Below are 22,843 nucleotides of genomic sequence, written 5' to 3' on the forward strand. Positions count from 1 at the left end.
GTCCGCACCCTCGAAGCCATCGGCCACCGCGAAGCCTTCGGCCTGAACTGGGACCCCTCCCACATGATGTGGCAAGGCATCGACCCCGTCTCCTTCATCTGGGACTTCAAAGACCGCATCTACCACGTCGACTGCAAAGACACCAAGCTCCGCCAAACCGGCCGCAACACCGTCCTCGGCTCCCACCTGCCCTGGGGCGACCCCCGCCGCGGCTGGGACTTCGTCTCCGCCGGCCGCGGCGACGTCCCCTGGGAAGCCTCCTTCCGCGCCCTCACCGCCATCGGCTACACCGGCCCCATCAGCATCGAATGGGAAGACCCCGGCATGGACCGCCTCCACGGCGCCCCCGAAGCCCTCGCCGCACTCAAAAAATACGACTACCCCGCCCCGCAAACCAGCTTCGACGCCGCCTTCAGCACGCAGGACTAAGGAACGACAGGCGTGAACCGCACCCTCCAGGCCGGGCAGCGCAGCGAGGTGTGGATTGCCTCGGTGACCGGCGAATCGACGATGCTGTACAGCACGCATGAGCTGCTCCTCGAAGCACCCAACTGGACCCTGGACGGCTCGGCGCTGGTGCTCAACGGGGACGGGAAGCTGTGGAAGCTGGACGCATCCACCGCAGAGCTGACCGAGGTTCCGCTCACCGGCATCCCGGACCTGAACAACGACCACGTCCTGGCGCCCGACGGCGAAACCATCTTCCTGTCAGCCAATGACGGCCATATCTACCGGGCCCCGTTGGCCGGCGGGACGGCCGAACGCATCACCACGGACGACGGCTCCTTCCATTTCCTCCACGGCGTCAGCCCGGACGGGAAGGAACTGGCGTACGTGGGGATTGAGGGCGGGGACTTCTCGCAGCCCGGCCGCCTCGTGACCATGGCGTCCGACGGCGGTGCTGCCGCCGCCGTCGACGTCGGGCAGGTTGATGCTGGCCCGGGCCACTGCGACGGCCCGGAATACTCGCCCGACGGGAAGTGGCTGTACCTGAACACCGAGTCCTTCGGCACCGCGCCAGGGCATGCCCAGCTCGCCCGGATCCGCGTGGACGGGACCGGCTTCGAACGGCTCCTCGAAAGCGACACAGTGGACTGGTTCCCGCATCTCTCCCCCGACGGCCGCTACGCCGCCTACCTCCGTTTCCCCGCCGGAACCCAAGGCCACCCCGCGGACCTGCCGGTCGCCGTCGTACTGGTCTCCACGGGTGACTGGCCAACCCCGCTGCACTCATGGCCGCTGTTCGGCGGTCAGGGTACGCTCAACGTCAACAGCTGGTCGCCCGATTCGGAGCGGTTCGCGTTCGTGGCCTACCCGCTGGCCAAGCAAACAGAGGATTGAACACGTGTCACTTTCTGATGGAAAGATCCGCTGGGGAATCCTGGGAACGGGCTTCATCGCGGGGCTGCAGACCCAGGACCTCCTTGAGAACGGGTTCACCGTGCAGGCGGTGGGCTCGCGCTCCCTGGACTCGAGCAAGGCGTTCGCGGGGCAGCACGGCATCCCGCTTGCGCATGGCAGCTATGAGGAACTCGTCGCGGATCCGGACGTGGACGTCATCTACGTCGCCACTCCGCATCCCTTCCACCACGCGAATGCCTTGCTGGCCCTCAACGCGGGCAAGCACGTCCTGGTGGAGAAGTCGTTCACCATGAACGCCCGGGAAGCGCGCGAGGTGACCGCGGCGGCCGCTGCCAAGGGACTGGTGGCGCTGGAGGCCATGTGGACCCGGTTCCTGCCGCACATGGTCCGCCTCCGGGAGGTCATCCAGGCGGGCACCATCGGCCAGGTCCGGAAAGTGGTGGCAAGCCACAACCAGAGCCTGCCCAAGGACCCGGCCCACCGGCTGAACGACCCCGGACTGGGCGGCGGGGCGCTGCTGGACCTAGGCATCTACCCCATTTCCTTCGCGTTCGACATCCTGGGCACCCCGTCCCGGATCCACGCGAGCGCATCAATGACGGCGACCGGTGTGGACCGCCAGACCGCCGCGATCTTCGAGTACGACGACGGCGCGCAGGCTTTGGTGGACTGCGAACTCGATGCCGCCAGCGCCAACCGTGCCCTGGTGATCGGAACGGACGGGTGGATCGACGTCGAGCACACCTGGTACAACCCCGTGCCATTCACCGTCCATGCCGTGGATGGCTCCGTGGTGGAACGGTACGAGCAGCCGGTGAACAGCCGAGGCATGCAGTACCAGGCCGCCGAGCTCGAACGGCTGGTTGCGGCCGGCGAAACTGCCGGAACCATCCTGCCACCGGACGAAACGGTCGCGATCATGGCAGCCATGGACGAGATCCGCCGGCAGATCGGGCTCAGCTACGAGGCAGACGAGGCGGGCACAGCATGAGCGACTCGCCCCGCCTCGCAGAACTGAGGGCCCAGGAAGAAGAACTGGTCTTCGCCGGCTTCGACAACCACGACGCCTGGCGGCTCGGTTCGCTGATTGCCAACCACGCCATCTCCTCGGGGTTTGGAGTGGCGATCGACATCCGCCGCCACAACATCATCCTCTTCCGCTGCGTCCTCCCAGGAGCCACGTCTGACCAGGAGGAATGGATCCGCCGGAAGTCCGCGGCGGTGCTGCGCTTCGAGCACAGCACCGCGCTGCTGTCCGAGGAGTTCAGGGCCCGCGGCCACAGCCCGCTTGGGGGCGGCTGGCTCAGCCATGACGATTACACCCTCGCCGGCGGTTCGTTCCCCATCCGGGTCCGCGGTGCCGGCGTGATTGGCACGATCACCGTGTCCGGGCTCGCCTCGGACGAGGACCACCAACTGGTGGTTGACGGCATCCGGAACTACCTCGCCGCGGCAGGCGGGCAGGAGGACACGTGACCGGGACGATCCGCACTGCTACACCGCTCGACGACGGCGCGCTGGCCGAGCTTGCCACCGTCACCTTTCCCCTCGCCTGCCCGCCGGGTTCCTCACCAGAGGACGTCGCAGCACACCTCCGCGACACCCTCAGTGCCGGAAAGTTCGCCCAGTACCTCGCCGATCCGGACATCACCATCCTGGTGATCGACGACGGGGACGGCCTGCACGGCTACAGCATGCTGGTGAACCGCCCGGCACAGGATCCGGACGTGGCCGCAGCGCTGACCCGCCTGCCCTCCGCGGAACTTAGCAAGGTCTACGTCCACCCGGACCATCACGGCCTGGGCGCCGCGGGCAGGCTCATGGCAAGCACGGTTGAGCGGGCGGCTGCCCTGGGCGTGGCAGGCGTGTGGCTCGGTGTCAACGACCAGAACGCGAAGGCCATCCGCTTCTATGAGAAGAGCGGCTTCCGGAAGGTGGGCACCAAGTCATTCCGGCTGGGTACCACAGTTGAGCATGACTTGGTCATGGAGCTTGGACTCCGGTAGTTCAGATCCACCTGTTGTGTTTGAAGGTCCAGTACAGCGCCAGGCCCATGCCCACCATCAGGCCCAGCGCCATGGGGTAGCCGAAGAACCAGTCAAGCTCTGGCATGACCCGGAAGTTCATGCCGTAAATGGTGCCAACCAGGGTCGGGGCGAAAAGGATTGCCGCCCAGGACGAGATCCGCTTGACCTGCTCGCTCTGGGCAAAACTCGATTCAGTCAGGCGGCGCATCTCGTCGTTCTGCCGTTGGGCCACGACGGTGGCGCTGACCATCAAGGCATTCTGCAGCAGGGCCCGGAAGGAGTTGATCCGTTCGGCCAGGCGCAGTGCATGGTCCAGGACGTCCCGCAGGGGGTCCACGAGTTCCGGCGCGAGTTGGTGGTCCGGGGTCCCCGCCGCCAGCGTCTGCAGGATCCCGGTGAGGGGCCCGGTGGCGCGCTGGAACATGATGACCTGGCGGGACAGCTCGTAGATCCGCCGGGAGACCTCCGGGTCGCCGCCGAACAGGCCGTCCTCGATTTCATCGATGTCGTTCTCCAGGCCCGCCGCGACGGGCTCGTACTCGTCGACCACCTGATCCAGGATGGCGTAGAGCACGGCATCGGGCCCCAGGGCGAGGAACTCCGGCTGGGACTCCATGCGCTGGCGCACCTTGTGGAGGTCCGGCGATTCCGCGTGGCGCACCGTGATCACGAAGTCCGGGCCGATGCAGATGTGTATTTCGCCGAAATCCACCTTCTCTTCGGCGTCCAGGTAGCGGGCCGGGCGCAGGACCACGAAGAGGATGTCGCCGTAGTAGTCCAGCTTCGCCCGCTGATGGCCGGTGAGGGCGTCTTCGACGGCGAGGGCGCTGAGCCCGAACTCGCCTGCCACTGAACGCAGTTCCCCGGCATCCGGCCGGTACAGGCCGATCCAGGCCATGCCCTCGCGCTGGCGCAGCAGGAAGTAGGTTTCCTCGAGTCCTTCCGGATCCGCCGTCCGGCGGCCGTCCACGTAGACGGCGTTGTCGACGATCGTCACGGCAGGGCCTCCTTCGTTGGCTGGGCGCCTCTTGGCTGAGACGCTATCCCTTCCGGTTCCTTCTGCCAACACACCGCGCTGCCAACACACCGGGCGGGACCAACCGCCCGGGCCAACCACCCCCTGGGGGCCGCAGTGTGAGCAAGCCGACTGCCCCGGACGGAATGCCCGGCACCCACCGGCGGTTGTCGCCTGCATGAAGATTGAGATCTGGTCCGATGTCGCCTGCCCGTGGTGCTACATCGGCAAGCGCCGCTTTGAGTCCGCCCTCGCAGAATTCCCGCACCGCGATTCCGTGGAGGTGCAGTGGCGCAGCTACCAGCTCGACCCCACCGTTCCCGGGCACTACGACGGCACGGAACTGGACTACCTCAGCAAGCGCAAGGGCATGGCCCCGGAGCAGGTCAGCCGGATGTTCGAGCACGTCGCGGAGCAGGCCAAGGGCGAGGGCCTGAACTACCGCTTTGACGCCGTCGTGGTCGCCAACAGCTTCACGGCCCACCGGCTCATCCATCTCGCCGCCGCCCACGGGAAGCAGGACGCCGCCAAGGAACGCCTACTCAGCGACCACTTCGAGCACGGCAAGGACATCGGCAACCAGGGCTACCTGACCGCTCTGGGCCATGACCTGGGCCTCCCCGCGGAGGAAATCGCCGAACTCTTCGAAAGCGACAAGTACGCCGAGGACGTCCGCCGCGACATCGCCGAGGCCCGGGCCATCGGCGTCACGGGCGTGCCGTTCTTCGTGATCGACCGCAAGTACGGCCTCTCCGGCGCCCAGCCGGCCGACGTCTTCACCCAGGCCCTGAACCAGGCGTGGCAGGAAGCCAACCCGCTGGTCGCCGTCGGCAGCTCCGACGCCGAGGCCTGCGGCCCGGACGGCTGCGCCATCTAGTCTCCCGCCTCGCGCGAACTGGCAGCAGATGCCCTTAAATCCGCAGCGAAGAGTCATCTGCTGCCAGTTCGCGCTCCCGGCGCGGGGAAAAGCAGGGGTTTGCTGACAGATCGCTGTAAAGTGTCTCTATGCCCAGGATCACGGCCGCGAGCAACGCGGCACAGCGCGCCGAGACCCAACGCCGGATCCTGACAGCCTTCGGGGAACTCCTCTTCACGCACGGCCTGCCCGGCCTCACCATGACCGACGTCGCCCGGCACGCCGGAGTGGGCCGCACCGCCGTCTACAACTACTACGCGGACATGGAGCAGCTCCTCATCGCGTACGCCCTGGACGAGACCGAGCGTTTCCTCGGGGACCTGCGTTCCTCGCTCGCGGAGCTGGGCAACCCGGTGGACCGGCTCGCACTGTACGTCCGTGCCCAGGTGGAGGACCTCAGCCGCCGGCACCTGCCACCCGGGCCGGCGATGGCCGCCGTGCTCTCCCCCGGGTCCTTCGCCAAACTGGCCGACCATGTGGGCGAACTGAACCTGCTGCTCGAGGACATCCTGCGCGACGGCGTCGCGGCCGGCTACCTGCCCGAGGCGGACGTTCCGCAGCTCGCACGGCTCATCCACGGCACGCTTTCCTCCAGCGCGGCACGCGCCACGGGCGACGGCCAGCAGGCGTTTGAGGACCGCCTCAAGCAGACGGTCCGGTTCATCCAGCTCGGTGCCGGAGCGCGGTTCGACGACGGCGGCACACCGCTGCGGCTGAATTAGCCCCTAGGGAGCGGCGGACGGCAGCACGGGCCACTTGGCGTCGTCGGCGATCCGGCGGGTTTCCCGCGGGCAGCTGAGCTTGCCCGGGGTCTGGTCCACCAAAGCGGGCTTCAGCAATTCCTTGAACCCGGGCGCAAGCACCAGGTCCACGGAGGCGTCCGAGCGCTCGTCCTGGTAGTAATCGGTCCCCGCCACATTCCGCTGGATGTTGAACGCCGCGGCCTGCCCGGCGGGCCCGGAGATGACCTGCGCCGCGCCGCTGTAGCGGGTCTGCCCGTTGTCCACCTTGGCCACCTTGTAGCCGCGGGCCTTCAACTGGTCGGCGATGCTCTTGGCCAGGCCGGTGCGGCCGGTGGCGTTGTAGACACGGACGGTGACCTTGTTGTTTGGCAGGTAGTCGAACGTGGTGGCGGGGCAGGCCTGCTCGGCGGCCTTGCTGGACACCGATTCCGGAAACCTGACCACCCCGGTCATGACCGCCCAGGCCCCCACCACGCCGGCGATGATCAGGCCGAGCAGCAGCGTCAGGACAACCCCATGGAAGAGGCGCCGGCGGAAGCGTCCCGGGTGCGCCGGACCCTGCTCCTCGGCGAAAGTGGCGCGCAGTTCAGGGCCGGAGACCACGCGGTGCCCGTGCAGCCGGCTGAAGTCCTTCTGCTTCCTAGCCATCGATGACCAGGACCCGGGCGTGGATGGCGGTGCGCTGGTGCAGGGCCGTGCGGACGGCGCGGTGCAGGCCGTCCTCGAGGTACATGACCCCCTGGTACTGCACTACGTGTGGGAACAAGTCGCCGAAGAAGGTGGAATCCTCGGCCAGCAGGGCTTCAAGATCCAGGGTGCGCTTGGTGGTCACCAGCTCGTCGAGCCGCACAGGACGCGGGGGCAGCGAGGCCCAGTCCTTGGGCGTGGAAAAACCATGGTCGGGATACGGGCGTCCCTCGCCCACAGCTTTGAAGATCACGATGCAAGCCTAAGTAACGAGGGCGGGCTAGGAAACTTCCGCCCCTTGCGCCCCGCCGCTTTGTGGCCAAACGGTGACCATCGCCGTCGCCGCCCGTCACACCTCCGTCACATGCCACGCGGCTCCGACAGAATAGAGCCATGACTGTTCCCCGCACCGGCATTGAACACAGCTCCGGCTCCACCCACCCCGCAACCCCGGCCCTCGCGCTGCTCCTCGACGTCGACGGCCCGGTGGCGAGTCCCGTCACGCGGGACGTGAAGCCGGACATCATCGCCGACCTCGTGGCGCTGGCAGCGGCAGGCATCCCGGTCATCTTCAACACCGGACGTTCCGACGCCTTCATCCGGGAACAGGTCATGGAACCGATGATCGCCGCCGGAATGCCGGCGGGAACGGTGGTGCACGCGATCTGCGAAAAAGGCGCCGTGTGGTTCAGCTATACGGCCGCAGGCGCGGGCCCGGTGCACGTGGACCACGAGCTCGCGGTGCCGAAGGCCTACGGCGACGACATCCGCCGCATGGTGGCCGAGGACTACGCGGCCCACATGTTCTTCGACGAGACCAAGCGGGCCATGGTGTCCGTGGAACAACACCTCGATGTTGCCAGCGAAGACTACCTGGCCGAACAAAAGCTGTTCGACGCCGATGCGCTGGAACTCATGGGCCGGCACGGCTTGTCCGCCGCGATCCTGGACCACCACGACCCGCAGTCGGACGACACCGGCGACTACCGGCTGGACCCCACCATCATCTCCACGGACATCGAATCCGTGCGGCTCGGCAAGGACCTGGGTGCCAGCCGGGCCGTGGAACTGCTCGCGGCCCAAGGCATCACCCCGCAGGCGTGGCGGACCGTGGGCGATTCCCGCACCGACTATGCCATGGCAGACTGGCTTCACCACAACGACCACGAGGTCCAGCACCTGGACGTCCGTCCTGCGGACGGCGTTCCCGCCAAGCCGTACAGCATCCTGACCGCGGCCGACCTGGGCCTGGGCGAGGATGTCATCCACGACGACGCCGGCGGAGCTTTCCTGCGGACGTGGCGGCAGGAGCACGCCGGCTGAGTCCGGCGGACCCTGATTTCCCAAGAACCGACGCTCGGAGGACCCCATCACGGAGATGAACCAGCACGTCAGCTATTTCGGCAGCCCAGCAGGCGAGGACGAAGCGGTTGTTCCCGAGCCCACCTCGCCGGCGCTCGTCGCCCGCTTGAAGAACCGGCCCGACGTCGTCCGCCACCGCGGGCGGTATGCCCTGCTGAACCAGGACCGGACACCGCACCAAGCCATGGTGGAAGACCTCCTGTTTGTCCGTGCGGTGCTGGATTCCGCCGACGTCGATTTCATCCTGGTCCGCGGCAACGACCACCGGCCCGTGATCGCCGTCGACTGGCGGGAACGCAAGAAGCTGCGCGGCGCGCTGGCGGAGGCCTGCCGGAACGAGCCGTTCTACTCCATGGCCGTTGATGCCCGCAAGAAGTCCACCCTGCTGGTGGCCGACGGCGAGCTCTCCACGAACCGCAAGGCCCGGATCTTCCGGCTCTTCCGGCCGCGCGTGGTGGCCGGCAGCGGGCTCAGCTACGGACCGGCGTTCGGGGTCCAGCTGGAGTTCTGGGAGTTCGACGGCGAACAGCTCATCCTCCCCGTGGAAAACTCCCTGACCCGCCGCACCATGCTGCGCCAGGATGCCGTGCGCGGCACCGTGGAGCGGCACGGGCTGAGCTGGCCGACCATCGAGAACATGTTCGCGGACCACGCGTCCGACATCGACTTCGACGTCGACATCGTCTTTTCGTGGGTAGACGGCAACGATCCCGAATACGTGGCGGCACGGCGCGCCCGCATGAAAGGTGCCGTGCTCGGCGAAGGGGACGCGCACGAGGCCCGCTTCCGGCAGATCGACGAACTCAAATACGCCCTGCGCTCGGTGTACATGTACGCGCCGTGGATCCGCCGGATCTTCATTGCCACGGACTCCCCGGTCCCGGCGTGGCTCGCGGAGCACCCGCGGGTACAGATCGTGCGCAGCGAGGAGTTCTTCAGCGACCCCTCGGTGCTGCCCACGTATAACTCCCAGGCCGTCGAGTGCCAGCTGCACCACATCGAGGGCCTTTCGGAGCATTTCCTGTACTCCAATGACGACATGTTCTTCGGCAGGCCCGTGGGCCCGGACATGTTCTTCACCCCTGGCGGAATCACCAAGTTCATCGAGGCCGAGACCCGGATCGGCCTGGGTGAGAACGACGCCGAGCGCAGCGGGTTCGAAAACGCCGCGCGGGTGAACCGGAAGCTGCTATGGGAACGCTTCGGCCGGGTCACCACCCGGCATCTGGAGCACGCCGCGGCACCGTTGCGCCGCAGCGTCGCGGCCCGGATGGAGGAGGAGTTCCCCAACGAATTCGCCAAGACCGCCGCAAGCACTTTCCGTGCCGCGGACAACATCTCGGTGACCAATTCCTTCTACCACTACTACTCGCTCCTCACAGGGCGCGCGGTGACGCAGACCGCGGCGAAGGTCAAGTACGTGGACACCACCTTGTGGTCCGGGCTCCATTACCTGCCCACCCTGCTCGCCAAGCGGAACATGGACTTCTTCTGCCTCAATGACGGCAGCTTCCCGGAGGTGGCCGCGGAAAAGCGGGCCAAGCTGGTGACGGATTTCCTCGAGGACTACTTCCCCATCAAGGCGCCCTGGGAGAAATGAGGCCGGGAGAAGGAAGGCTGCATGCCCTGAGCCGCTTCGGCGCCCGGGCGCTCCGGGATCCAGATCCCGGCCGCCGCTAGCCGCCGTCGGGTTTCCTCGGGGCTGACGTACTCGCCCACCGTGCGCGAGCTGCCGAGCGGGACCACCGAGTGCACAATCGTGTCCTGGTAGACGTGGACCAGGTTGAAGCCCTGCGCCCCGTCGCGGCCGCGCGTGCCGCCCTGGGCAACGTTGAGGTCCTGGGTGTAGCAGGTGGCCGAGGCCACCGAGACCGGGATGCCGGCGAACATCGCGCTGCTTGAATAGTGCAGATGCCCGCCCAGGATGGTGCGGACATCTGTATTGCGGACGACGGCGGCCAGCTCCCTTTGGCCGCGCAGCTCCACCAGGACTGCCAGGTCCAGGACGCTGGGCACCGGAGGGTGGTGCAGGGCCAGGATCGTGCCGTCCGGGGCCGGCGTGGCCAGCTCCCCCGCGAGCCAGTCCAGCTGCCGGGAGCTGAGCTCGCCATGGTGGAAACCGGGCACCGTGGTGTCCAGGGTGATGATCCGCAGCCCGTTGACTGAATAGCTGTGATCCACCGGCGCCTCGTTGGCGTCCTGGTCGAAGAGACCGGCGCGGAAGTTCGCGCGGTCGTCGTGGTTGCCTATGGCCCAGATGACCTGGGCTCCCATTTCCCGGCATGCGGGTTCCACGATTCCGCGGAGCTTGGCATAGGCGAGGGGCTCGCCCTGGTCCGCGAGGTCGCCGGTGAAGATCACGGCGTCGGGTCGGATTCCCGAGGCCCGGACCTCGGCGAAGGCCTGCCGAAGCCGGGCTTCGCTGTCAACCGCTCCGTATAGGGGTTCCGGGCCGCCCAGCAGATGGGGATCGCTCAGGTGCAGAAGGACGTGTCCCGGCCGAGGATGTTCGGCCTCGATGAACTCCATGGCTGCCTTTTGTCCGTGAGGAGGCGGCGCCTCCAGTGTCAGCCCCCCATATAAGACAATCGAAGCAGAATTTTGGGTAACAGAGGATGACCTACACCCGGATTATTGGAAAAACTTGGGTGATTTCCGGCGGGACTGCGGGCTAGAAGAGGCCGTTTCCGTGCGGAAGCGACTCCGGGATCTCCGCGACCACGTCCCAGTGTTCCACGAGCTTCCCGCCGTCGACCCGGAAGAGGTCATAGAACGCTGTCGGTTTGCCGCCCAGCAGCCCTTCCGACTGGGTCAGGACAAACTCGCCCTCGGCCACCGAGCGGTGCACGGTGCTGTACTCCACCGTGATGCCCTGCTCGGCCCAGGCCGTGAGGGCGGTGCGGAGCCCGTCCAGGCCATCCGGAACGGACGGGTTGTGCTGGAGATACTGCTCGGAGCTGATGAACTCGGCAATCCGTTCGGGGTCCCGGCCCGTCAGCACCGCGTCAATGAACCCCAGGACGACGGCGCGGCTCGCCTCGGTCTGTTCCGGTGCGGTGACCTCAACCGGGCCCTCGGTCTGGCTTCGGCCGCTCGCCGTCTCCGCCACCGCGGGTTGAAGGGCGTCCCAGTGTTCGGCGAGTTTCCCATCGGCAACGCGGAAGATGTCAAAGGCGACCAGCGGAACCGGGCCGAAGCCGCGGTAGATGCCATGCATCGCGACCAGGTCGCCGTCGGCGAAGATGCGGACCGGCTCGTACTGGAAGTCCGGGGGCACGTTCTCAACCAGTGCGCGCAACGCCTCCGGACCGTCCCCGGCCAGGGCGCTGTGCTGGCGGTAGTTTGCCGACCACCAGCGGTCGATCGCGCCGGTGTCCCTGTCAATGAAGAGTTCCCGGCCTGCCTGCTGCACCAGATCCTTGTTGTTCATCGCCTGCGTCCTCCCGGCGTTGAGCGTGGACGGCCGCCCTTGCGGTCACGTCCCAGTGTGTCCGCGCAAGGGCACGTTGTCGAGGCTCCGTCAGGCGAGGGCTTCTTCGAGCGCCCCGATGAGTTCCTCGGAGTCAGGCCCGACGGCGGACGGGAATCGGGCGAGCACCTCACCGTCGCGGCTGACCAGGAACTTCTCGAAGTTCCACTTCACCTTCTGGACCTCGGCGCCGTCCGCGGGACGTGTGAGCTCGGCGTACAGCGGGTGCTGCTGCTTGCCCAGCACGTTGCTCTTGGACATGAGGGGGAATGTGACCCCGAAGTTGCGCTGGCAGAACTCCGCGATCTCCTCGTCACTGCCCTGCTCCTGCCCGCCGAACTGGTTGCAGGGCACCCCGAGGATCTCCAGGCCCTGATCGCGGTACTTACCGTACAGTTCCTGCAGCCCTGCGTACTGCTTGGTGTGGCCGCACGCGGAAGCCACGTTGACCACCAGGACGGTCTTGCCGGCGAAGCGGCCGAAGTCCCCCTCCGAGCCGTCGTTGAAGGTCAGCGGGATGGTGTGGAGCTGGGGCATGGATCGATTCCTTGAGACGTCGAACGGCAAAGGGCCGCAATCGAGTCTAGTGCCAGCTCAAGGAGTCGGCAGCAGGCTTGACGGCTCGACGGTCAGCGAGGGCAAGGCCAGCGTGGAGGTCGACGTCGTAATTTCCGGAAGGGGAGACGGGGTAAGCGGCGGTTCGGAAGTGGGCGACGGTGCGGGTTCGGAACTCTGCGACGGTGCGGGGGCCTCGGTCAGCGTTGGCTCCGTTGTCTGTGTGGGCGCCGTTGTCTGTGTGGGCACCGTTGTCTGTGTGGGCACTACTGTCTGCGTCGGCGTCGGCGTCTGTGTGGGCGTGGGCGTCGCGGTCGGGCTCGCGGTCGCGGTGGAACTTGGAGCCGCCGAACCGGTGGGGGTCTCGGTGGGAGATGCCGTCGCGGTGCCAGTCGCGCTGCCGGTCGGGGTGGCCGTCGAGGTGGCAGTCGGAGTCGGCGTCGCGGTGGGAGTCGCTGTCGCCGTCGGGGTGCCTGGCGTCGGATCCCCGGTCGCTTTCGGTCCGGGTGTGGCGCTCGCGGTACGGCTTTCCTGCTCGCCGCCGATGACCTCGCGCTCGGGGGCCGCGGTCACCGGGATGGCCCAGTTGGGGGCCTCGGTCACGGTGGATCCGGCGCCGGGTGCGTAGTTGACCATCGGGAGGGAGTCCAGGGCGTCCACCTGCTTGATCGGCAGGAAGGTCCAGTCGGTGGGGTCCTCGTGGACACCGTTGACGATTGTTTCGAAGTGCAGGTGGCATCCGGTGGACGATCCGGTGGTGCCGACCCTGGCGATGACCTGACCCACCTTTACGGACTGGCCTTTGCTGACGCCGATGGCCTGCAGGTGGTTGTAGGTGGTGATCAGGCCGTTGCCGTGGTCGATTTCAACCCTGTTGCCGCCGCCCCACAGATGCCAGCCGACCGCCCTGACCACGCCGGCGTCAGCGGCATAGACCCGGGTACCGCACGCAGCCGCGAAGTCCTGGCCCCAGTGGAACTCCCCCGCCTGCCCGGTGAATGGATCGGTCCGCAGCCCGAAGGGGGAACTGGGGACGAGGCCTTCAAGCGGGGCGTAGAGCTTTCCCTTCGCCGGCCGGTCGAGGGAATGCGACGCGACATTGTGTGCCCGTTCTCCGCTCCTGGGCACCGTCTCCACGGGGGCGCGTTCAAAGGAGATGATCGCGGCTTCGCTGGCCACCGCGGGTTTGGCCGGTCCCATGCCCGGGAGCGTCGGCTCGAGCAGGCGCGGTTCGACCAGGCCCTGCGCGAGCACCCGGGCGGAGTCCGTGCGGGCGGCTGAACCGCCGCCGGGCCCGCCGCCGGCAACCTGGAAGCAGAAGGCAAGCACCATCAGGAGGGCAAGGAGGCTGCCGGAGATCAGCGCGGCAAATTTCCCGGGCCGCGAAAATGCGGATCGCGCAAATTCCGCGACCTGCCCGGACTCATGGTGTTTGCCCACAGGAACTCCCCGAAAAACTGCGCCCAACCAGCCCGGACGCATCCTCCATTGTGGCGGCAACACCCCCGAATGGGAACCCCGCAGTGCCCCGGGATGGGTCCTTGTTTCAGCTGAGGTTTTCCTTCAGGACGGCACGGTGCTCGACGGCGGCCTGCTTGTGGAGCTTGCGGCCGGCTTCGGTGAGTTCGAGGAACAGGGAGCGGCGGTCATCCGCGCACGAATGGCGGGCCAGCAGCCCGGCTTTTTCGAGCCGGTCCACCACCTTGGACACGGCGCTTTGCGTCATCGGGGTGCGCTCCCCCAACGCCTTCATGCGGCAGGCGGTGTCGGAGCTTTCGGCCACGAGGTCCAGGATTTCGAATTCGTTGAGGCCGATATCGAACTTGGACTCAAGGGCGCGGTCGATCGCGCACGAGGTGCGGAAGTAGGCGTCCTGGATGCTGCGCCATTGCTCAACCAGCTGGCGGTCGGTCGTTGCCATGCCCACGATTCTAGTTCACGGCGCACTTAAATGCCACGTCATAATATTCCTCGTCATATTCCTTGTCATTGAATGACGCGTCATCTACCTTGGACTCATGACTTCGACGAACACCCTCGAAAGCTCTGCCAATAAGCTTCACGACGCCGTCCGCTGGACCCGCGCCCAGTGGCTCCTGCTCATGGTGGTGTGCACGGTCCTGGCCCTCGACGGCTTGGATGTGTCCATGGTGGGCGTGGCCCTTCCGTCCATCGGCCAGGAACTGGGACTCGGCACCGACTCCCTGCAGTGGATCGTCTCCGCCTACGTCCTGGGTTACGGAAGCCTGCTCCTTCTGGGCGGCCGCCTCGCCGACCTGCTGGGCCGCCGCAGGATCTTCCTCATCGCCCTGAGTGTCTTCGCCGCCGCCTCCCTGGTGGGCGGAGTGGTGGACGACCCCACCATCCTCATCGCCACCCGCTTCATCAAGGGCCTGGCTGCCGCCTTCACGGCACCCACCGGCTTCTCCATCATCACCACCAACTTCGCGGAAGGCCGCGAGCGCAACAAAGCACTGTCCATCTTCACCACCTTCGGCGCCAGCGGCTTCTCGCTCGGCCTGGTGATCGGCGGGCTCATGACGAGCCTCAGCTGGCGCTGGACGTTCCTGGTTTCGGTGCCGATCGCCGTCGCGGTCGTCCTGCTCGGCCTGCGGTACATCCCCCGGGACAAGCCGACGGCGGAAAACAGCGGGCACGACATCTGGGGCGCCGTCACGCTGGCCCTGGGCATGCTCGGACTGGTGTACACCCTGGTATCGGCTCCGGAAAAGGGCTGGGGATCTGTGGCAACAATCGCCGGGTTCGCAGTCTCCGCCGCGGTCCTGGCCGCGTTCGCCGTGATCGAGAACAAGGTCAAGCACCCGCTGATCCGCTTCGGGATCCTGCGTGAAGGCTGGGTGGCCAAGGCCAACCTGAGCGCGATCGGCCTGTTCGGTTCCTACCTCAGCTTCCAGTTCATCGTCACTTTGTTCCTGCAGTCCGTGCTGGGCTGGTCGCCGCTGGGCATGGCGCTCGCACTGCTCCCGGCCGGCCTGATCGTGGCCACGAGCGCCCCGTTCGCGGACCGGCTGATCGAAAAGTTCGGCGCCACCACGCTGATCCTCACCGGCCTGGTGTCCCTGGGCCTGGGCTACGTCCTGTTCCTTCGGGTGGGCACCACGCCCAACTACGTGCTGGACATCCTGCCCTCGATCATCCTGCTGGGCATCGGCTTCGCCCTGGCGTTCCCGTCCATCAACGTCCAGGCGACCGCCGGGATCCGCGACTCCGAACAGGGCCTGGCCGCCGGCCTGATCCAAACCAGCACCCAGGTGGGAGCGGCCCTGGTGCTCGCCGTGACCACGGCGATCGTCAGCGGTCACGGCCACACGGCGGCGCCGGCGAGCGCCGCCGCCATGCTGGAACAGTACCGTCCGGGCCTGATCCTCAGCGCCGCCGTCGCGATCGCTGCACTGCTGGTGGCAGCCTCCCCGGGACGCCGACGCCGGGACGCCACCGAACAGGTGGCCGCCTAGGTACGGGATCAACAGCCGAAGCCGGCCGCGGCATGAGTGCCGCGGCCGGCTTTGGTGTCTGCCCTCTTTACGACTCCCCCGGCCCTGCCCCCAGAATGGTAGATGGACAGCTTCATCCGGAAATGGCGGGGAGACCTGCGGACGACCTTCACCGGCCATCCGCTGGCCGTCCCTGACTGGGTCCTGGAGCTGGCCGACGGAGACGACCCCGGCTATCACCGCCCCGGCTCGGCGGTCTGGGCAGTGCACGGTTCCGTGGCCACCATCATCTCCGGCATACGGGTGCTGCTGATGCAATCCCTGCACCCCGGCGCGCTGGCCGGAGTCTATGACCATTCCGCGTTCCAGCAGGACCCGCTAGGCCGGCTGGCCGGCACCATCCGCTGGATCTTCACTGTCAGCTATGGTTCCGAAGCCGCGGCACGGCAGGCCACGGCAAAGGTGCGGCAGGTCCACCGCTTCGTGCACGGGACCTATGTCGACAACCACGGCGCACCCCGGAGCTATTCGGCCCGCGATCCGGAGCTCCTGGGCTGGGTGCATGCCGCCTACGCGGACTCCTTCGTGGCGGTGCACCGGGTCTGGGGAGGCGCCATCCCCGGCGGCGAAGACGCATATGTGCGGGAATGGGCGCAGGCGGGGCGGCTCATGGGAGTGATCGGCCCCCCGGAAACGCTGGCCGAGGTCAAGGAAGAAATGGACCGCTGGTACTACTCCGGGGAACTTCGCGCGGACGCCCGGCTCCGGGAAACTGTGGAATTCATCCGCAACCCACCCCTTGCCCCCTCCCTGCGCGGCGGCTACCGGGTGCTCTTCAATGCCGCCGTCGCGAGCCTGGAGCCGCGGTACCGGGAGTTGCTCGGGCTGCGGACCCCGCGTCTGGGCCCCGTGCCCCTCCCGATCGTACTGCCCGCGAAAGCCGTGCTCGCCGTCGTCCGCCTCGGTCTTGGGCGGCAGAGTTCCAGCGAAAAGGCCGCCCGGGCGCGGCTGCGGCGGCTGGGTTACGCGGCCTAGCGGCCCTTACCCCTCCAGGCCCTTAAAAACCACGCCCATAAAAGCCACAGGCCCGCCGTCACGGCGTGACGACGGGCCTGCTGCCTTGCAAAGCGCGCTAGATCAGCGCGTCCGAGAGGTGGTTCGGAGTTCCGAAGCGGTGCGCCGTGATGCTGACGGCCTGTTCGTGCAGGAACGGCAGCATCTCGATCCGCCCGGCCGGGGTGACCTGGCCGTGGTAGACGGCGACGTCGGGCCGGCCGCCGGTGGCCTCTGCTAGGGCGGCGTAGTCCCCACCAATCAGGCGGATGCGTCCGCCGGTGATCCGGGCGGCCGCTGCCAGCCATTCGGCGTCGTTCTCGATGCGGGAGCTCACGCCGGCACCGGCGAAGGCGGCCACGACGGCGTCGGGCAGCTCGACGGCGGAGGACACCGTAATGGCCGAACCCGCCACCGCGCCGGCGGCCACAACACGGAGCAGTTCGGCGAGCGGGGCGCCTTCGGACAGCCGCACGGTCACCGGGAGGGCGCGGTAGCGGAAGACGTTGCGCTCGGCGCTGAGTCCGGAGACGTCCTTGGCGGTGCCGAACTCCCCGGCCCAGGCGGCGGCGTCGCTGTAGAGCGACTTCTGCAGGGTCTCCACTTCCGCGGCGCTCACGCCGGCGGTCTTGGCAGCGGCGAGGATGGCCGCGGCCGGACCGGTCAGGGTGGCGCCCCGCTTGGCGGAAGGCTCCGCGGGGACCCAGTTGCCCAGGCCGACCAGGTAGTTCGGGCCGCCGGCCTTGGTGCCCGCGCCGACCGCCGACTTCTTCCAGCCACCGAAGGGCTGGCGCTGGACGATCGCGCCGGTGATGCCGCGGTTCACGTACAAGTTGCCTGCCTGGATGGTTTCCAGCCAGATGCCCATTTCTTCGGAGTCCAGCGAGTGCAGGCCCGCGGTGAGGCCGTATTCGATCTCGTTCTGGATGGCGATGGCTTCCTCAAGGGTGGCCGCGGTCATCACGCCGAGCACGGGTCCGAAGAATTCGGTGAGGTGGAAGTAGGAACCGCGCTTGACCCCGTAACGGATGCCCGGGGACCACAGGCGGCCGGTTTCGTCCAGCTTCTCCGGCTTCACGGCCCAGCTTTCGCCCTCACCGAGGGTGGTCAGTGCGTGCAGCAGCTTGCCCTTGGCCGGTTCGATGATCGGGCCCATCTGGGTGGTGGCCTGCTCCGGGTAGCCCACCTGCAGGGAGCGGGCGGCGTCCAGGAGCTGGTTGCGGAAGCGGGTGGACGTGGCCACCGAGCCCACCAGGATCACCAGCGAGGCGGCCGAGCACTTCTGGCCGGCGTGGCCGAAGGCGGACTGCACCACGTCCTTGGCGGCAAGGTCCAGGTCCGCGTGCGGGGTGACGATGATGGCGTTCTTGCCGGAGGTCTCGGCCAGCAGCGGCAGGTCCTTGCGGAAGGAGCGGAACAGTTCGGCGGTTTCGTAGCCGCCGGTGAGGATCACGCGGTCCACGTCCGGGTGCGAGACGAGCCGGGTGCCGAGTTCGCGCTCTTCGAGCTGGACAAGCGCCAGCACCTCGCGCGGCACCCCGGCTTCCCAGAGGGCGTCCACCATGACGGAACCGGAGCGGCGGGCCTGCTTTGCGGGCTTGATGACGACGGCGGAGCCGGCGGCGAGCGCCGCGAGGGTGGAGCCGGCGGGGATGGCGACGGGGAAGTTCCACGGCGGGGTCACCACGGTGAGCTTGGCCGGGACGAACGTGGCGCCGTCGACCGTTTCGAGGTCCTTGGCTCGTTCGGCGTAGTAGTGCGCGAAGTCGACCGCTTCGCTGACTTCCGGGTCGCCCTGTTCGATGGTCTTGCCGGTTTCGGAGGCCATGACCTCCAGCAGTTCGGCGCGGCGGGCGTCCAGGATGTCGCCGGCGCGGTGCAGGATGGCGGCGCGCTCGGCGGCGGGCAGGGCACCCCAGGTCTTTCCGGCGTCGACGGCAGTAGCGATGATGCGGTCCAGCTCTTCCGCCGTAGCCACTTTGGTGGATTCGACCACGTCGTTGCCGGCGGTGGAGCCCGGGATGCGCTCGAGGATGGCACGGCCCCAGGCCCGGTTGGCCGGAAGGGCGGGGTCGGTGTCCGGGGTGTTGACGAAGCCGTCCCGCGGCGCCGGAACCGGGGCCTGCGTGCGGTCCTGGGTGCGGTTCGGTGCCGGAACGGAATCGTCCAGCTCCGCGAGGGAGGCGAAGAAGCGCTGCTTTTCGCGCTCGAAGAGGCTCTCGTTCTCGCTCAGTTCGAAGACGGCCGACATGAAGTTGTCCTGGCTGGCGCCCTCTTCGAGGCGGCGGATCAGGTAGGCGATGGCGACGTCGAACTCGCCCGGGTGCACCACCGGGGTGTAGAGGAGCAGGCTGCCGACGTCCTTGCGGACCGCCGCTGCCTGGCCCGTGGCCATGCCGAGCAGCATTTCGAACTCGATGCCCTGGGTGACGCCGCGTTCCTTGGCCAGCAGCCAGGAGAAGGCGATGTCGAACAGGTTGTGCCCGGCCACGCCGATGCGGACGGCGTCGATGTGCTCCGGGGTGAGGGCGTAGTTCAGGACACTCTTGTAGCTGGTGTCCGAATCCTGCTTGGTGCCCCAGGTGGCCAGCGGCCAGCCCTGGATGGAGGCCTGGACCTGCTCCATGGGCAGGTTGGCACCCTTGACCACGCGGACCTTGATGGGGGCGCCCCCGTTGGCGCGGCGCGCGGAGGCCCACGCCTGGAGGTCCTGCATGGCGGCCAGGGCGTCCGGCAGGTAGGCCTGCAGCACGATGCCGGCCTCGAGTTTCTGGAACTCGGGCTTGTCCAGGATCTTCTTGAACACAGCCATGGTCAGGCTGAGGTCCTTGTATTCCTCCATGTCCAGGTTGATGAACTTGGATTTGGACGCGGCCAAGCGGTACAGCGGGGTGAGCTTCTCCACCACGTGGTCCACGGCTTCCTCGAAGGCCCAGAGCGGGTGCGGGGCCACGGTGGAGGATTCCTTGATGGAGACGTAGTCGACGTCGTCACGCGCCAGCAGCTTGAGGGTCCCCTCGAGGCGGCGGTCGGCTTCGTGCTCACCCAGCACTGCTTCTCCGAGCAGGTTGATGTTGAGGTGGACGCCGTCCTGCTTGATCTTGGCGATCGCGGGGCCGAGCTTGGCGTCCGTGGCGTCCACGATCAGGTGGCCGACCATCTCGCGCAGGACCTTGCGGGCGATCGGGATGACCACGTGCGGCAGGACCGGGGCCATGATGCCGCCGGTGCGCACGGCGGCGCGCATGTACCAAGGGAGGAAGGCAGGCACCTTGGGGGCGAGCTTGGCCAGGTTGCGGCCGGCGACGGTGAGGTCCTCCGGGCGGATGACGCCGTCGACGAATCCGACGGTGAAGTCCAGGCCGTTGGGGTCCTTCAGGACGCCGGCGAGGCGCTGGGCCGAGATGTCGACGGGGATCTTCGAGGCTTCGGTGAGCCAGTGGCGGACCAGTGCGGTGGCTTCGTTGCCGAGTTCCTGGAAGTGCCCGGCTTCCGGCTGGGAGTGGCTTCCGGCAGCGGCGCGGGATACCCGGGTTGGTGTGCTCATGCTCGTGTTTCCTTAGGGGGACGGTGCTTCGTTTCCACCAGTATGGATCTACAATCAGATTAGTAAAAGCGAACTTTTCCGAACGATATTCATTAGAGTTTTCGATCATTTTTGGAGGATCCATGCTGGACGTCCGGCGCCTTCGATTGCTGCACGAACTGAAGATCCGCGGGACCCTGGCCGAAGTGGCGGATGCCATGAAGTACAGCCCGTCCTCGGTCTCCCAGCAGCTGACGTTGCTGGAGAAGGAAGCCGGGGTGGAGCTGCTGCGCAAGTCCGGCCGCCGGGTGCAGCTGACCCCGCAGGCGGAGATCCTGGTGGAGCATGCGGCATCCCTTCTGGCCACCCTGGAGGCGGCCGAGACGGACCTCGCCGCCTCACTCTCCTCGGTTACCGGCACCGTGCGGCTCGCCGTGTTCCAGTCGGCGGCACTGGCCCTGATGCCGGACTTCCTCACGTCGATGCGAGCGGAGTACCCGGAGGTCCGGGTGGAGATGACGCAGCGGGAGCCCGAAACCGCGCTGTACGAAACGTGGGCTCGGGACTTCGACCTGGTGGTGGCCGAGCAGTACCCCGGACATGCGGCACCGCACCACGCCGGCCTGGACCGCGCCACCCTCACCAGCGACGCCATCCGGCTGGCCACTCCCCCCGTGGGCTTGGGCGGCGAGGCGATTACCTCGCTGGCCGACACCGCTTCGATGCCATGGGTGATGGAGCCGCACGGCGCAGCCTCAAGGCACTGGGCCGAGCAGGCCTGCCGCTCCGCGGGCTTCGAGCCGGACGTGCGCTACGAAACGGCCGACCTGCAGGCCCAGATCCGGCTGATCGAGTCGGGCAACGCCGTCGCGCTGATGCCGGACCTCGTCTGGACCGGGCGGGCGAAGTCCGTCCAGCTGCTCGACCTCGACGAGCTGCCGCACCGCACCATCTTCACGTCCACCCGCAAGGCCGGCCGCATCCACCCGGCCATCCTGGCCTGCCGCGAAGTGCTGGAACGGGTGGCTGCGGCGCGGAGTTGAGGGGGCTTGGCCTGGGCGGTCCGAGCCCTCGCCGCCGTCGCGGGGCACTTCGACACGACACGCCGCGCGAATCGGCCTCAGGACAACACCCAGCCAGGCAAAGTGCCCCGGGAAGGCAAAGTGTCCCGGGAACGCAGAAGGCCCCGGCCCTTCAAACGAAGGGCCGGGGCCAAAACGCGGAGAATGGGGGATTTGAACCCCCGAGGGCGTTAACCCAACACGCGTTCCAGGCGTGCGCCATAGGCCGCTAGGCGAATTCTCCAGTACTTTTGAATCAAAAGCAGGTCTTACTGTACCCGAGTTTTCCGGCATCTCCCAATCGGGGCGTCCCGGCTCTCTTCACGGGGCACTTCAGGCGTTAACGAAAAAATGGACGCCCCCAATGCGCCCATTCCTACGGTACTCCGTTGAGGCGCCGGGTCCGGTCTCCCCAACAGGCCCTACGCCTCACAATCTTGAGATTGCCCCAATCGGTGTACATACCAATGTTCCGCTGAGACCTGCTGGTTTGACAATGGAAATGAGAAACGTTCCTTTGACCTGTTTTACCGCGTGTCGATGCGGGTCGCTGGCAGGATGGTGGGATGAGCCAACTGCATGCCTTGGTGGTCTACGTTCCGATCCCCCACAGCGAGGCGCTTTTGGCCGCCGTCGGTGACGCCGGAGCGGGCCGGATCGGTGACTACAGCCACTGTTCGTTCACCACGCCCGGCACCGGCCGCTTCACTCCCCTGGCCGGGGCGCAGCCGTTCATCGGAGCCGTGAACGAGCCCGAGCAGGTGCCTGAACTCCGGGTTGAGTGCGTGGTCGAAGAGGAACTGCTCGACGGCGTCGTGCAGGCTTTGCGGGCCGCGCACCCCTACGAGGAGCCGGCTTTCATGACCTGGCCGGTCAACGGGTGGCGGTAAGACTGGCCCGGATAAGCACCGGAGTGCCGGCGTAAGCCGCGTGTGGTGCCGCCGTCGAGGTTGTCCGGAGGCCAGCCACCCCGTGGACACTCCTTCCCCGCACCGCAACGAAGCTGGCAAACTGCCGGGATGGCCTTTCCCGGCAATGACGCCAACGATGATCTGCCCCTGCGACTGGGCGGCCGCGTGCTGCTTTTCGACGAACAGAACAGGATCCTCCTGATGGAAGATTCGGACCCCGCGGACCCCGGCAAAGGCAGTTGGTGGATCACCCCGGGCGGCGGTCTGGAACCTGGCGAGGATCCCGCGCAGGCTGCGCGGCGCGAACTCCTCGAGGAAACCGGGATAGCCGTGGATGGCGTCCACGGACCCGTCGGAACCTCTGAATTCCTCCTCACCTTCCGCGGCGTGCCCACACTGCAGCGGGACACCTTCTTCCACGCCACCGCGCCAGCCGGGGAAGGTCAGGAAATCACCCTGACGACGGCGGAACAGGCGTCGCTGAAGGGCAGCCGCTGGTGGTCCCTGGCTGAGATCGAATCGGCTGAGATCGAATCGGCCGGGATCGGCGAGTCCCATGTGCCGATCTACCCGGCGAACCTCGCCGGGCTGGCCCGGCTCAGCCAGGCCACGAGACAGGGCCATAAGCTGCGCTGATACCCCGCATAGCTGTTTGGTGTCTTCTGCCGGACCAGGCCGCCGGGCAGAGTTTGAGGCACACA

The 22,843-nt window shown here is 67.3% G+C and carries 23 protein-coding genes and 1 tRNA gene; 14 read left to right on the plus strand and 10 right to left on the minus strand.

The window, feature by feature from the left end; genetic code table 11:
* The 5 genes from BLP88_RS15345 to BLP88_RS15365 form a co-directional block, all read left to right on the plus strand.
* On the plus strand, positions 1-429 hold a 429-nt coding region (locus tag BLP88_RS15345), incomplete at its 5' end, for a sugar phosphate isomerase/epimerase family protein (RefSeq protein ID WP_139163414.1).
* Positions 430-441: 12 nt separating this feature from the next.
* Entirely contained in the window at positions 442-1,341 is a 900-nt protein-coding gene (locus BLP88_RS15350; protein ID WP_074590605.1) for a TolB family protein, read from the plus strand.
* Between the two features lie 4 nt (positions 1,342-1,345).
* Positions 1,346-2,353 carry a Gfo/Idh/MocA family protein gene (locus tag BLP88_RS15355; protein WP_074590606.1) on the plus strand — a complete coding sequence of 336 codons (1,008 nt, stop codon included), beginning with the start codon at positions 1,346-1,348 and terminating at the stop codon, positions 2,351-2,353.
* Complete coding sequence (locus tag BLP88_RS15360) at positions 2,350-2,838, plus strand: heme-degrading domain-containing protein (RefSeq protein WP_074590607.1); 489 nt, start codon at positions 2,350-2,352, stop codon at positions 2,836-2,838. The genes BLP88_RS15355 and BLP88_RS15360 overlap by 4 nt, the downstream gene beginning before the upstream one ends.
* A complete protein-coding gene (locus BLP88_RS15365) occupies positions 2,835-3,368 on the plus strand; it encodes a GNAT family N-acetyltransferase (RefSeq protein WP_074590609.1) in 534 nt (177 codons plus the stop codon). Before BLP88_RS15360 ends, BLP88_RS15365 begins: the two co-directional genes overlap by 4 nt.
* A 1-nt stretch (position 3,369) precedes the next feature.
* Here BLP88_RS15365 and BLP88_RS15370 read toward each other — a convergent pair whose 3' ends face one another.
* Positions 3,370-4,386 carry a magnesium and cobalt transport protein CorA gene (locus BLP88_RS15370; RefSeq protein WP_074590610.1) on the minus strand — a complete coding sequence of 339 codons (1,017 nt, stop codon included), beginning with the start codon at positions 4,384-4,386 and terminating at the stop codon, positions 3,370-3,372.
* A gap of 196 nt (positions 4,387-4,582) precedes the next feature.
* Here BLP88_RS15370 and BLP88_RS15375 point away from each other — a divergent pair, with 196 nt between their 5' ends.
* A complete protein-coding gene (locus BLP88_RS15375; RefSeq protein WP_074590611.1) occupies positions 4,583-5,281 on the plus strand; it encodes a DsbA family oxidoreductase in 699 nt (232 codons plus the stop codon).
* A 128-nt stretch (positions 5,282-5,409) separates the two neighbouring features.
* Positions 5,410-6,042, plus strand: coding sequence for a TetR/AcrR family transcriptional regulator (locus BLP88_RS15380; RefSeq protein ID WP_074590613.1), 633 nt, complete (start codon positions 5,410-5,412; stop codon positions 6,040-6,042).
* Between the two features lie 3 nt (positions 6,043-6,045).
* On the opposite strand, the gene BLP88_RS15385 is transcribed toward BLP88_RS15380, so the two are convergent.
* Positions 6,046-6,711: a LytR C-terminal domain-containing protein gene (locus BLP88_RS15385; protein ID WP_074590614.1), complete on the minus strand. Its 666-nt coding sequence runs from the start codon at positions 6,709-6,711 to the stop codon at positions 6,046-6,048.
* Positions 6,704-7,003, minus strand: coding sequence for a type II toxin-antitoxin system VapB family antitoxin (locus tag BLP88_RS15390; protein ID WP_074590616.1), 300 nt, complete (start codon positions 7,001-7,003; stop codon positions 6,704-6,706). The genes BLP88_RS15385 and BLP88_RS15390 overlap by 8 nt, the downstream gene beginning before the upstream one ends.
* A gap of 140 nt (positions 7,004-7,143) precedes the next feature.
* Here BLP88_RS15390 and BLP88_RS15395 point away from each other — a divergent pair, with 140 nt between their 5' ends.
* Positions 7,144-8,073, plus strand: coding sequence for a Cof-type HAD-IIB family hydrolase (locus BLP88_RS15395; RefSeq protein ID WP_074590617.1), 930 nt, complete (start codon positions 7,144-7,146; stop codon positions 8,071-8,073).
* 55 nt (positions 8,074-8,128) lie between these two features.
* A complete protein-coding gene (locus BLP88_RS15400; RefSeq protein ID WP_139163415.1) occupies positions 8,129-9,712 on the plus strand; it encodes a stealth family protein in 1,584 nt (527 codons plus the stop codon).
* On the opposite strand, the gene BLP88_RS15405 is transcribed toward BLP88_RS15400, so the two are convergent.
* The 5 genes from BLP88_RS15405 to BLP88_RS15425 all read right to left on the minus strand — a co-directional run bounded on the left by BLP88_RS15405 (position 9,679) and on the right by BLP88_RS15425 (position 14,057).
* The gene (locus BLP88_RS15405; RefSeq protein WP_074590619.1) at positions 9,679-10,641 is read right to left on the minus strand and encodes a phosphodiesterase; all 963 of its coding nucleotides are present in this window, start codon (positions 10,639-10,641) and stop codon (positions 9,679-9,681) included. The two genes, BLP88_RS15400 and BLP88_RS15405, sit on opposite strands and share 34 nt — an antisense overlap.
* A 142-nt stretch (positions 10,642-10,783) precedes the next feature.
* Positions 10,784-11,542 (minus strand): nuclear transport factor 2 family protein, encoded by a 759-nt coding sequence (locus BLP88_RS15410; RefSeq protein WP_074590621.1) that lies wholly within the window; start codon positions 11,540-11,542, stop codon positions 10,784-10,786.
* 90 nt (positions 11,543-11,632) lie between these two features.
* Positions 11,633-12,118, minus strand: coding sequence for a glutathione peroxidase (locus BLP88_RS15415; RefSeq protein WP_074590622.1), 486 nt, complete (start codon positions 12,116-12,118; stop codon positions 11,633-11,635).
* A gap of 57 nt (positions 12,119-12,175) precedes the next feature.
* On the minus strand, positions 12,176-13,576 hold the full coding sequence (locus BLP88_RS15420) for a M23 family metallopeptidase (RefSeq protein ID WP_074590623.1): 1,401 nt from the start codon (positions 13,574-13,576) through the stop codon (positions 12,176-12,178).
* Between the two features lie 106 nt (positions 13,577-13,682).
* Positions 13,683-14,057 (minus strand): MarR family winged helix-turn-helix transcriptional regulator, encoded by a 375-nt coding sequence (locus BLP88_RS15425; protein ID WP_074590624.1) that lies wholly within the window; start codon positions 14,055-14,057, stop codon positions 13,683-13,685.
* A 97-nt stretch (positions 14,058-14,154) separates the two neighbouring features.
* Here BLP88_RS15425 and BLP88_RS15430 point away from each other — a divergent pair, with 97 nt between their 5' ends.
* Together BLP88_RS15430 and BLP88_RS15435 are read left to right on the plus strand one after the other, a co-directional pair.
* On the plus strand, positions 14,155-15,612 hold the full coding sequence (locus BLP88_RS15430; RefSeq protein ID WP_074590626.1) for an MFS transporter: 1,458 nt from the start codon (positions 14,155-14,157) through the stop codon (positions 15,610-15,612).
* 102 nt (positions 15,613-15,714) lie between these two features.
* Complete coding sequence (locus tag BLP88_RS15435) at positions 15,715-16,626, plus strand: oxygenase MpaB family protein (RefSeq protein WP_074590627.1); 912 nt, start codon at positions 15,715-15,717, stop codon at positions 16,624-16,626.
* A gap of 97 nt (positions 16,627-16,723) precedes the next feature.
* On the opposite strand, the gene BLP88_RS15440 is transcribed toward BLP88_RS15435, so the two are convergent.
* Positions 16,724-20,191 (minus strand): proline dehydrogenase family protein, encoded by a 3,468-nt coding sequence (locus tag BLP88_RS15440; protein WP_074590628.1) that lies wholly within the window; start codon positions 20,189-20,191, stop codon positions 16,724-16,726.
* 122 nt (positions 20,192-20,313) lie between these two features.
* On the opposite strand from BLP88_RS15440, the gene BLP88_RS15445 reads away from it, so the two are divergent.
* Entirely contained in the window at positions 20,314-21,213 is a 900-nt protein-coding gene (locus BLP88_RS15445) for a LysR substrate-binding domain-containing protein (RefSeq protein ID WP_074590629.1), read from the plus strand.
* Between the two features lie 177 nt (positions 21,214-21,390).
* Here BLP88_RS15445 and BLP88_RS15450 read toward each other — a convergent pair.
* Positions 21,391-21,475, minus strand: a tRNA-Ser gene (locus BLP88_RS15450).
* Positions 21,476-21,797: 322 nt separating this feature from the next.
* Between BLP88_RS15450 and BLP88_RS15455 the strand changes: the two genes are divergently transcribed.
* Positions 21,798-22,121 carry a YqfO family protein gene (locus BLP88_RS15455; RefSeq protein ID WP_074590631.1) on the plus strand — a complete coding sequence of 108 codons (324 nt, stop codon included), beginning with the start codon at positions 21,798-21,800 and terminating at the stop codon, positions 22,119-22,121.
* Positions 22,122-22,250: 129 nt separating this feature from the next.
* Positions 22,251-22,778 carry an NUDIX hydrolase gene (locus BLP88_RS15460; protein WP_074590632.1) on the plus strand — a complete coding sequence of 176 codons (528 nt, stop codon included), beginning with the start codon at positions 22,251-22,253 and terminating at the stop codon, positions 22,776-22,778.
* The last annotated feature ends 65 nt before the right edge of the window (positions 22,779-22,843 follow it).

Origin of the sequence: Arthrobacter cupressi, from assembly GCF_900099975.1 — a bacterium.
GTDB classification, from domain to species: Bacteria; Actinomycetota; Actinomycetes; order Actinomycetales; family Micrococcaceae; genus Arthrobacter; species Arthrobacter cupressi.

Excerpts from the sequence above, each read along its gene's own strand:
- BLP88_RS15360 (WP_074590607.1), top strand. The coding sequence starts at position 2,350 with ATGAGCGACTCGCCCCGCCTCGCAGAACTGAGGGCCCAGGAAGAAGAA.
- BLP88_RS15375 (WP_074590611.1), top strand. The coding sequence starts at position 4,583 with ATGAAGATTGAGATCTGGTCCGATGTCGCCTGCCCGTGGTGCTACATC.
- BLP88_RS15380 (WP_074590613.1), top strand. The coding sequence starts at position 5,410 with ATGCCCAGGATCACGGCCGCGAGCAACGCGGCACAGCGCGCCGAGACC.
- BLP88_RS15385 (WP_074590614.1), bottom strand. The coding sequence starts at position 6,711 with ATGGCTAGGAAGCAGAAGGACTTCAGCCGGCTGCACGGGCACCGCGTG.
- BLP88_RS15395 (WP_074590617.1), top strand. The coding sequence starts at position 7,144 with ATGACTGTTCCCCGCACCGGCATTGAACACAGCTCCGGCTCCACCCAC.
- BLP88_RS15400 (WP_139163415.1), top strand. The coding sequence starts at position 8,129 with ATGAACCAGCACGTCAGCTATTTCGGCAGCCCAGCAGGCGAGGACGAA.
- BLP88_RS15405 (WP_074590619.1), bottom strand. The coding sequence starts at position 10,641 with ATGGAGTTCATCGAGGCCGAACATCCTCGGCCGGGACACGTCCTTCTG.
- BLP88_RS15410 (WP_074590621.1), bottom strand. The coding sequence starts at position 11,542 with ATGAACAACAAGGATCTGGTGCAGCAGGCAGGCCGGGAACTCTTCATT.
- BLP88_RS15415 (WP_074590622.1), bottom strand. The coding sequence starts at position 12,118 with ATGCCCCAGCTCCACACCATCCCGCTGACCTTCAACGACGGCTCGGAG.
- BLP88_RS15425 (WP_074590624.1), bottom strand. The coding sequence starts at position 14,057 with ATGGCAACGACCGACCGCCAGCTGGTTGAGCAATGGCGCAGCATCCAG.
- BLP88_RS15430 (WP_074590626.1), top strand. The coding sequence starts at position 14,155 with ATGACTTCGACGAACACCCTCGAAAGCTCTGCCAATAAGCTTCACGAC.
- BLP88_RS15435 (WP_074590627.1), top strand. The coding sequence starts at position 15,715 with ATGGACAGCTTCATCCGGAAATGGCGGGGAGACCTGCGGACGACCTTC.
- BLP88_RS15440 (WP_074590628.1), bottom strand. The coding sequence starts at position 20,191 with ATGAGCACACCAACCCGGGTATCCCGCGCCGCTGCCGGAAGCCACTCC.
- BLP88_RS15445 (WP_074590629.1), top strand. The coding sequence starts at position 20,314 with ATGCTGGACGTCCGGCGCCTTCGATTGCTGCACGAACTGAAGATCCGC.
- BLP88_RS15455 (WP_074590631.1), top strand. The coding sequence starts at position 21,798 with ATGAGCCAACTGCATGCCTTGGTGGTCTACGTTCCGATCCCCCACAGC.
- BLP88_RS15460 (WP_074590632.1), top strand. The coding sequence starts at position 22,251 with ATGGCCTTTCCCGGCAATGACGCCAACGATGATCTGCCCCTGCGACTG.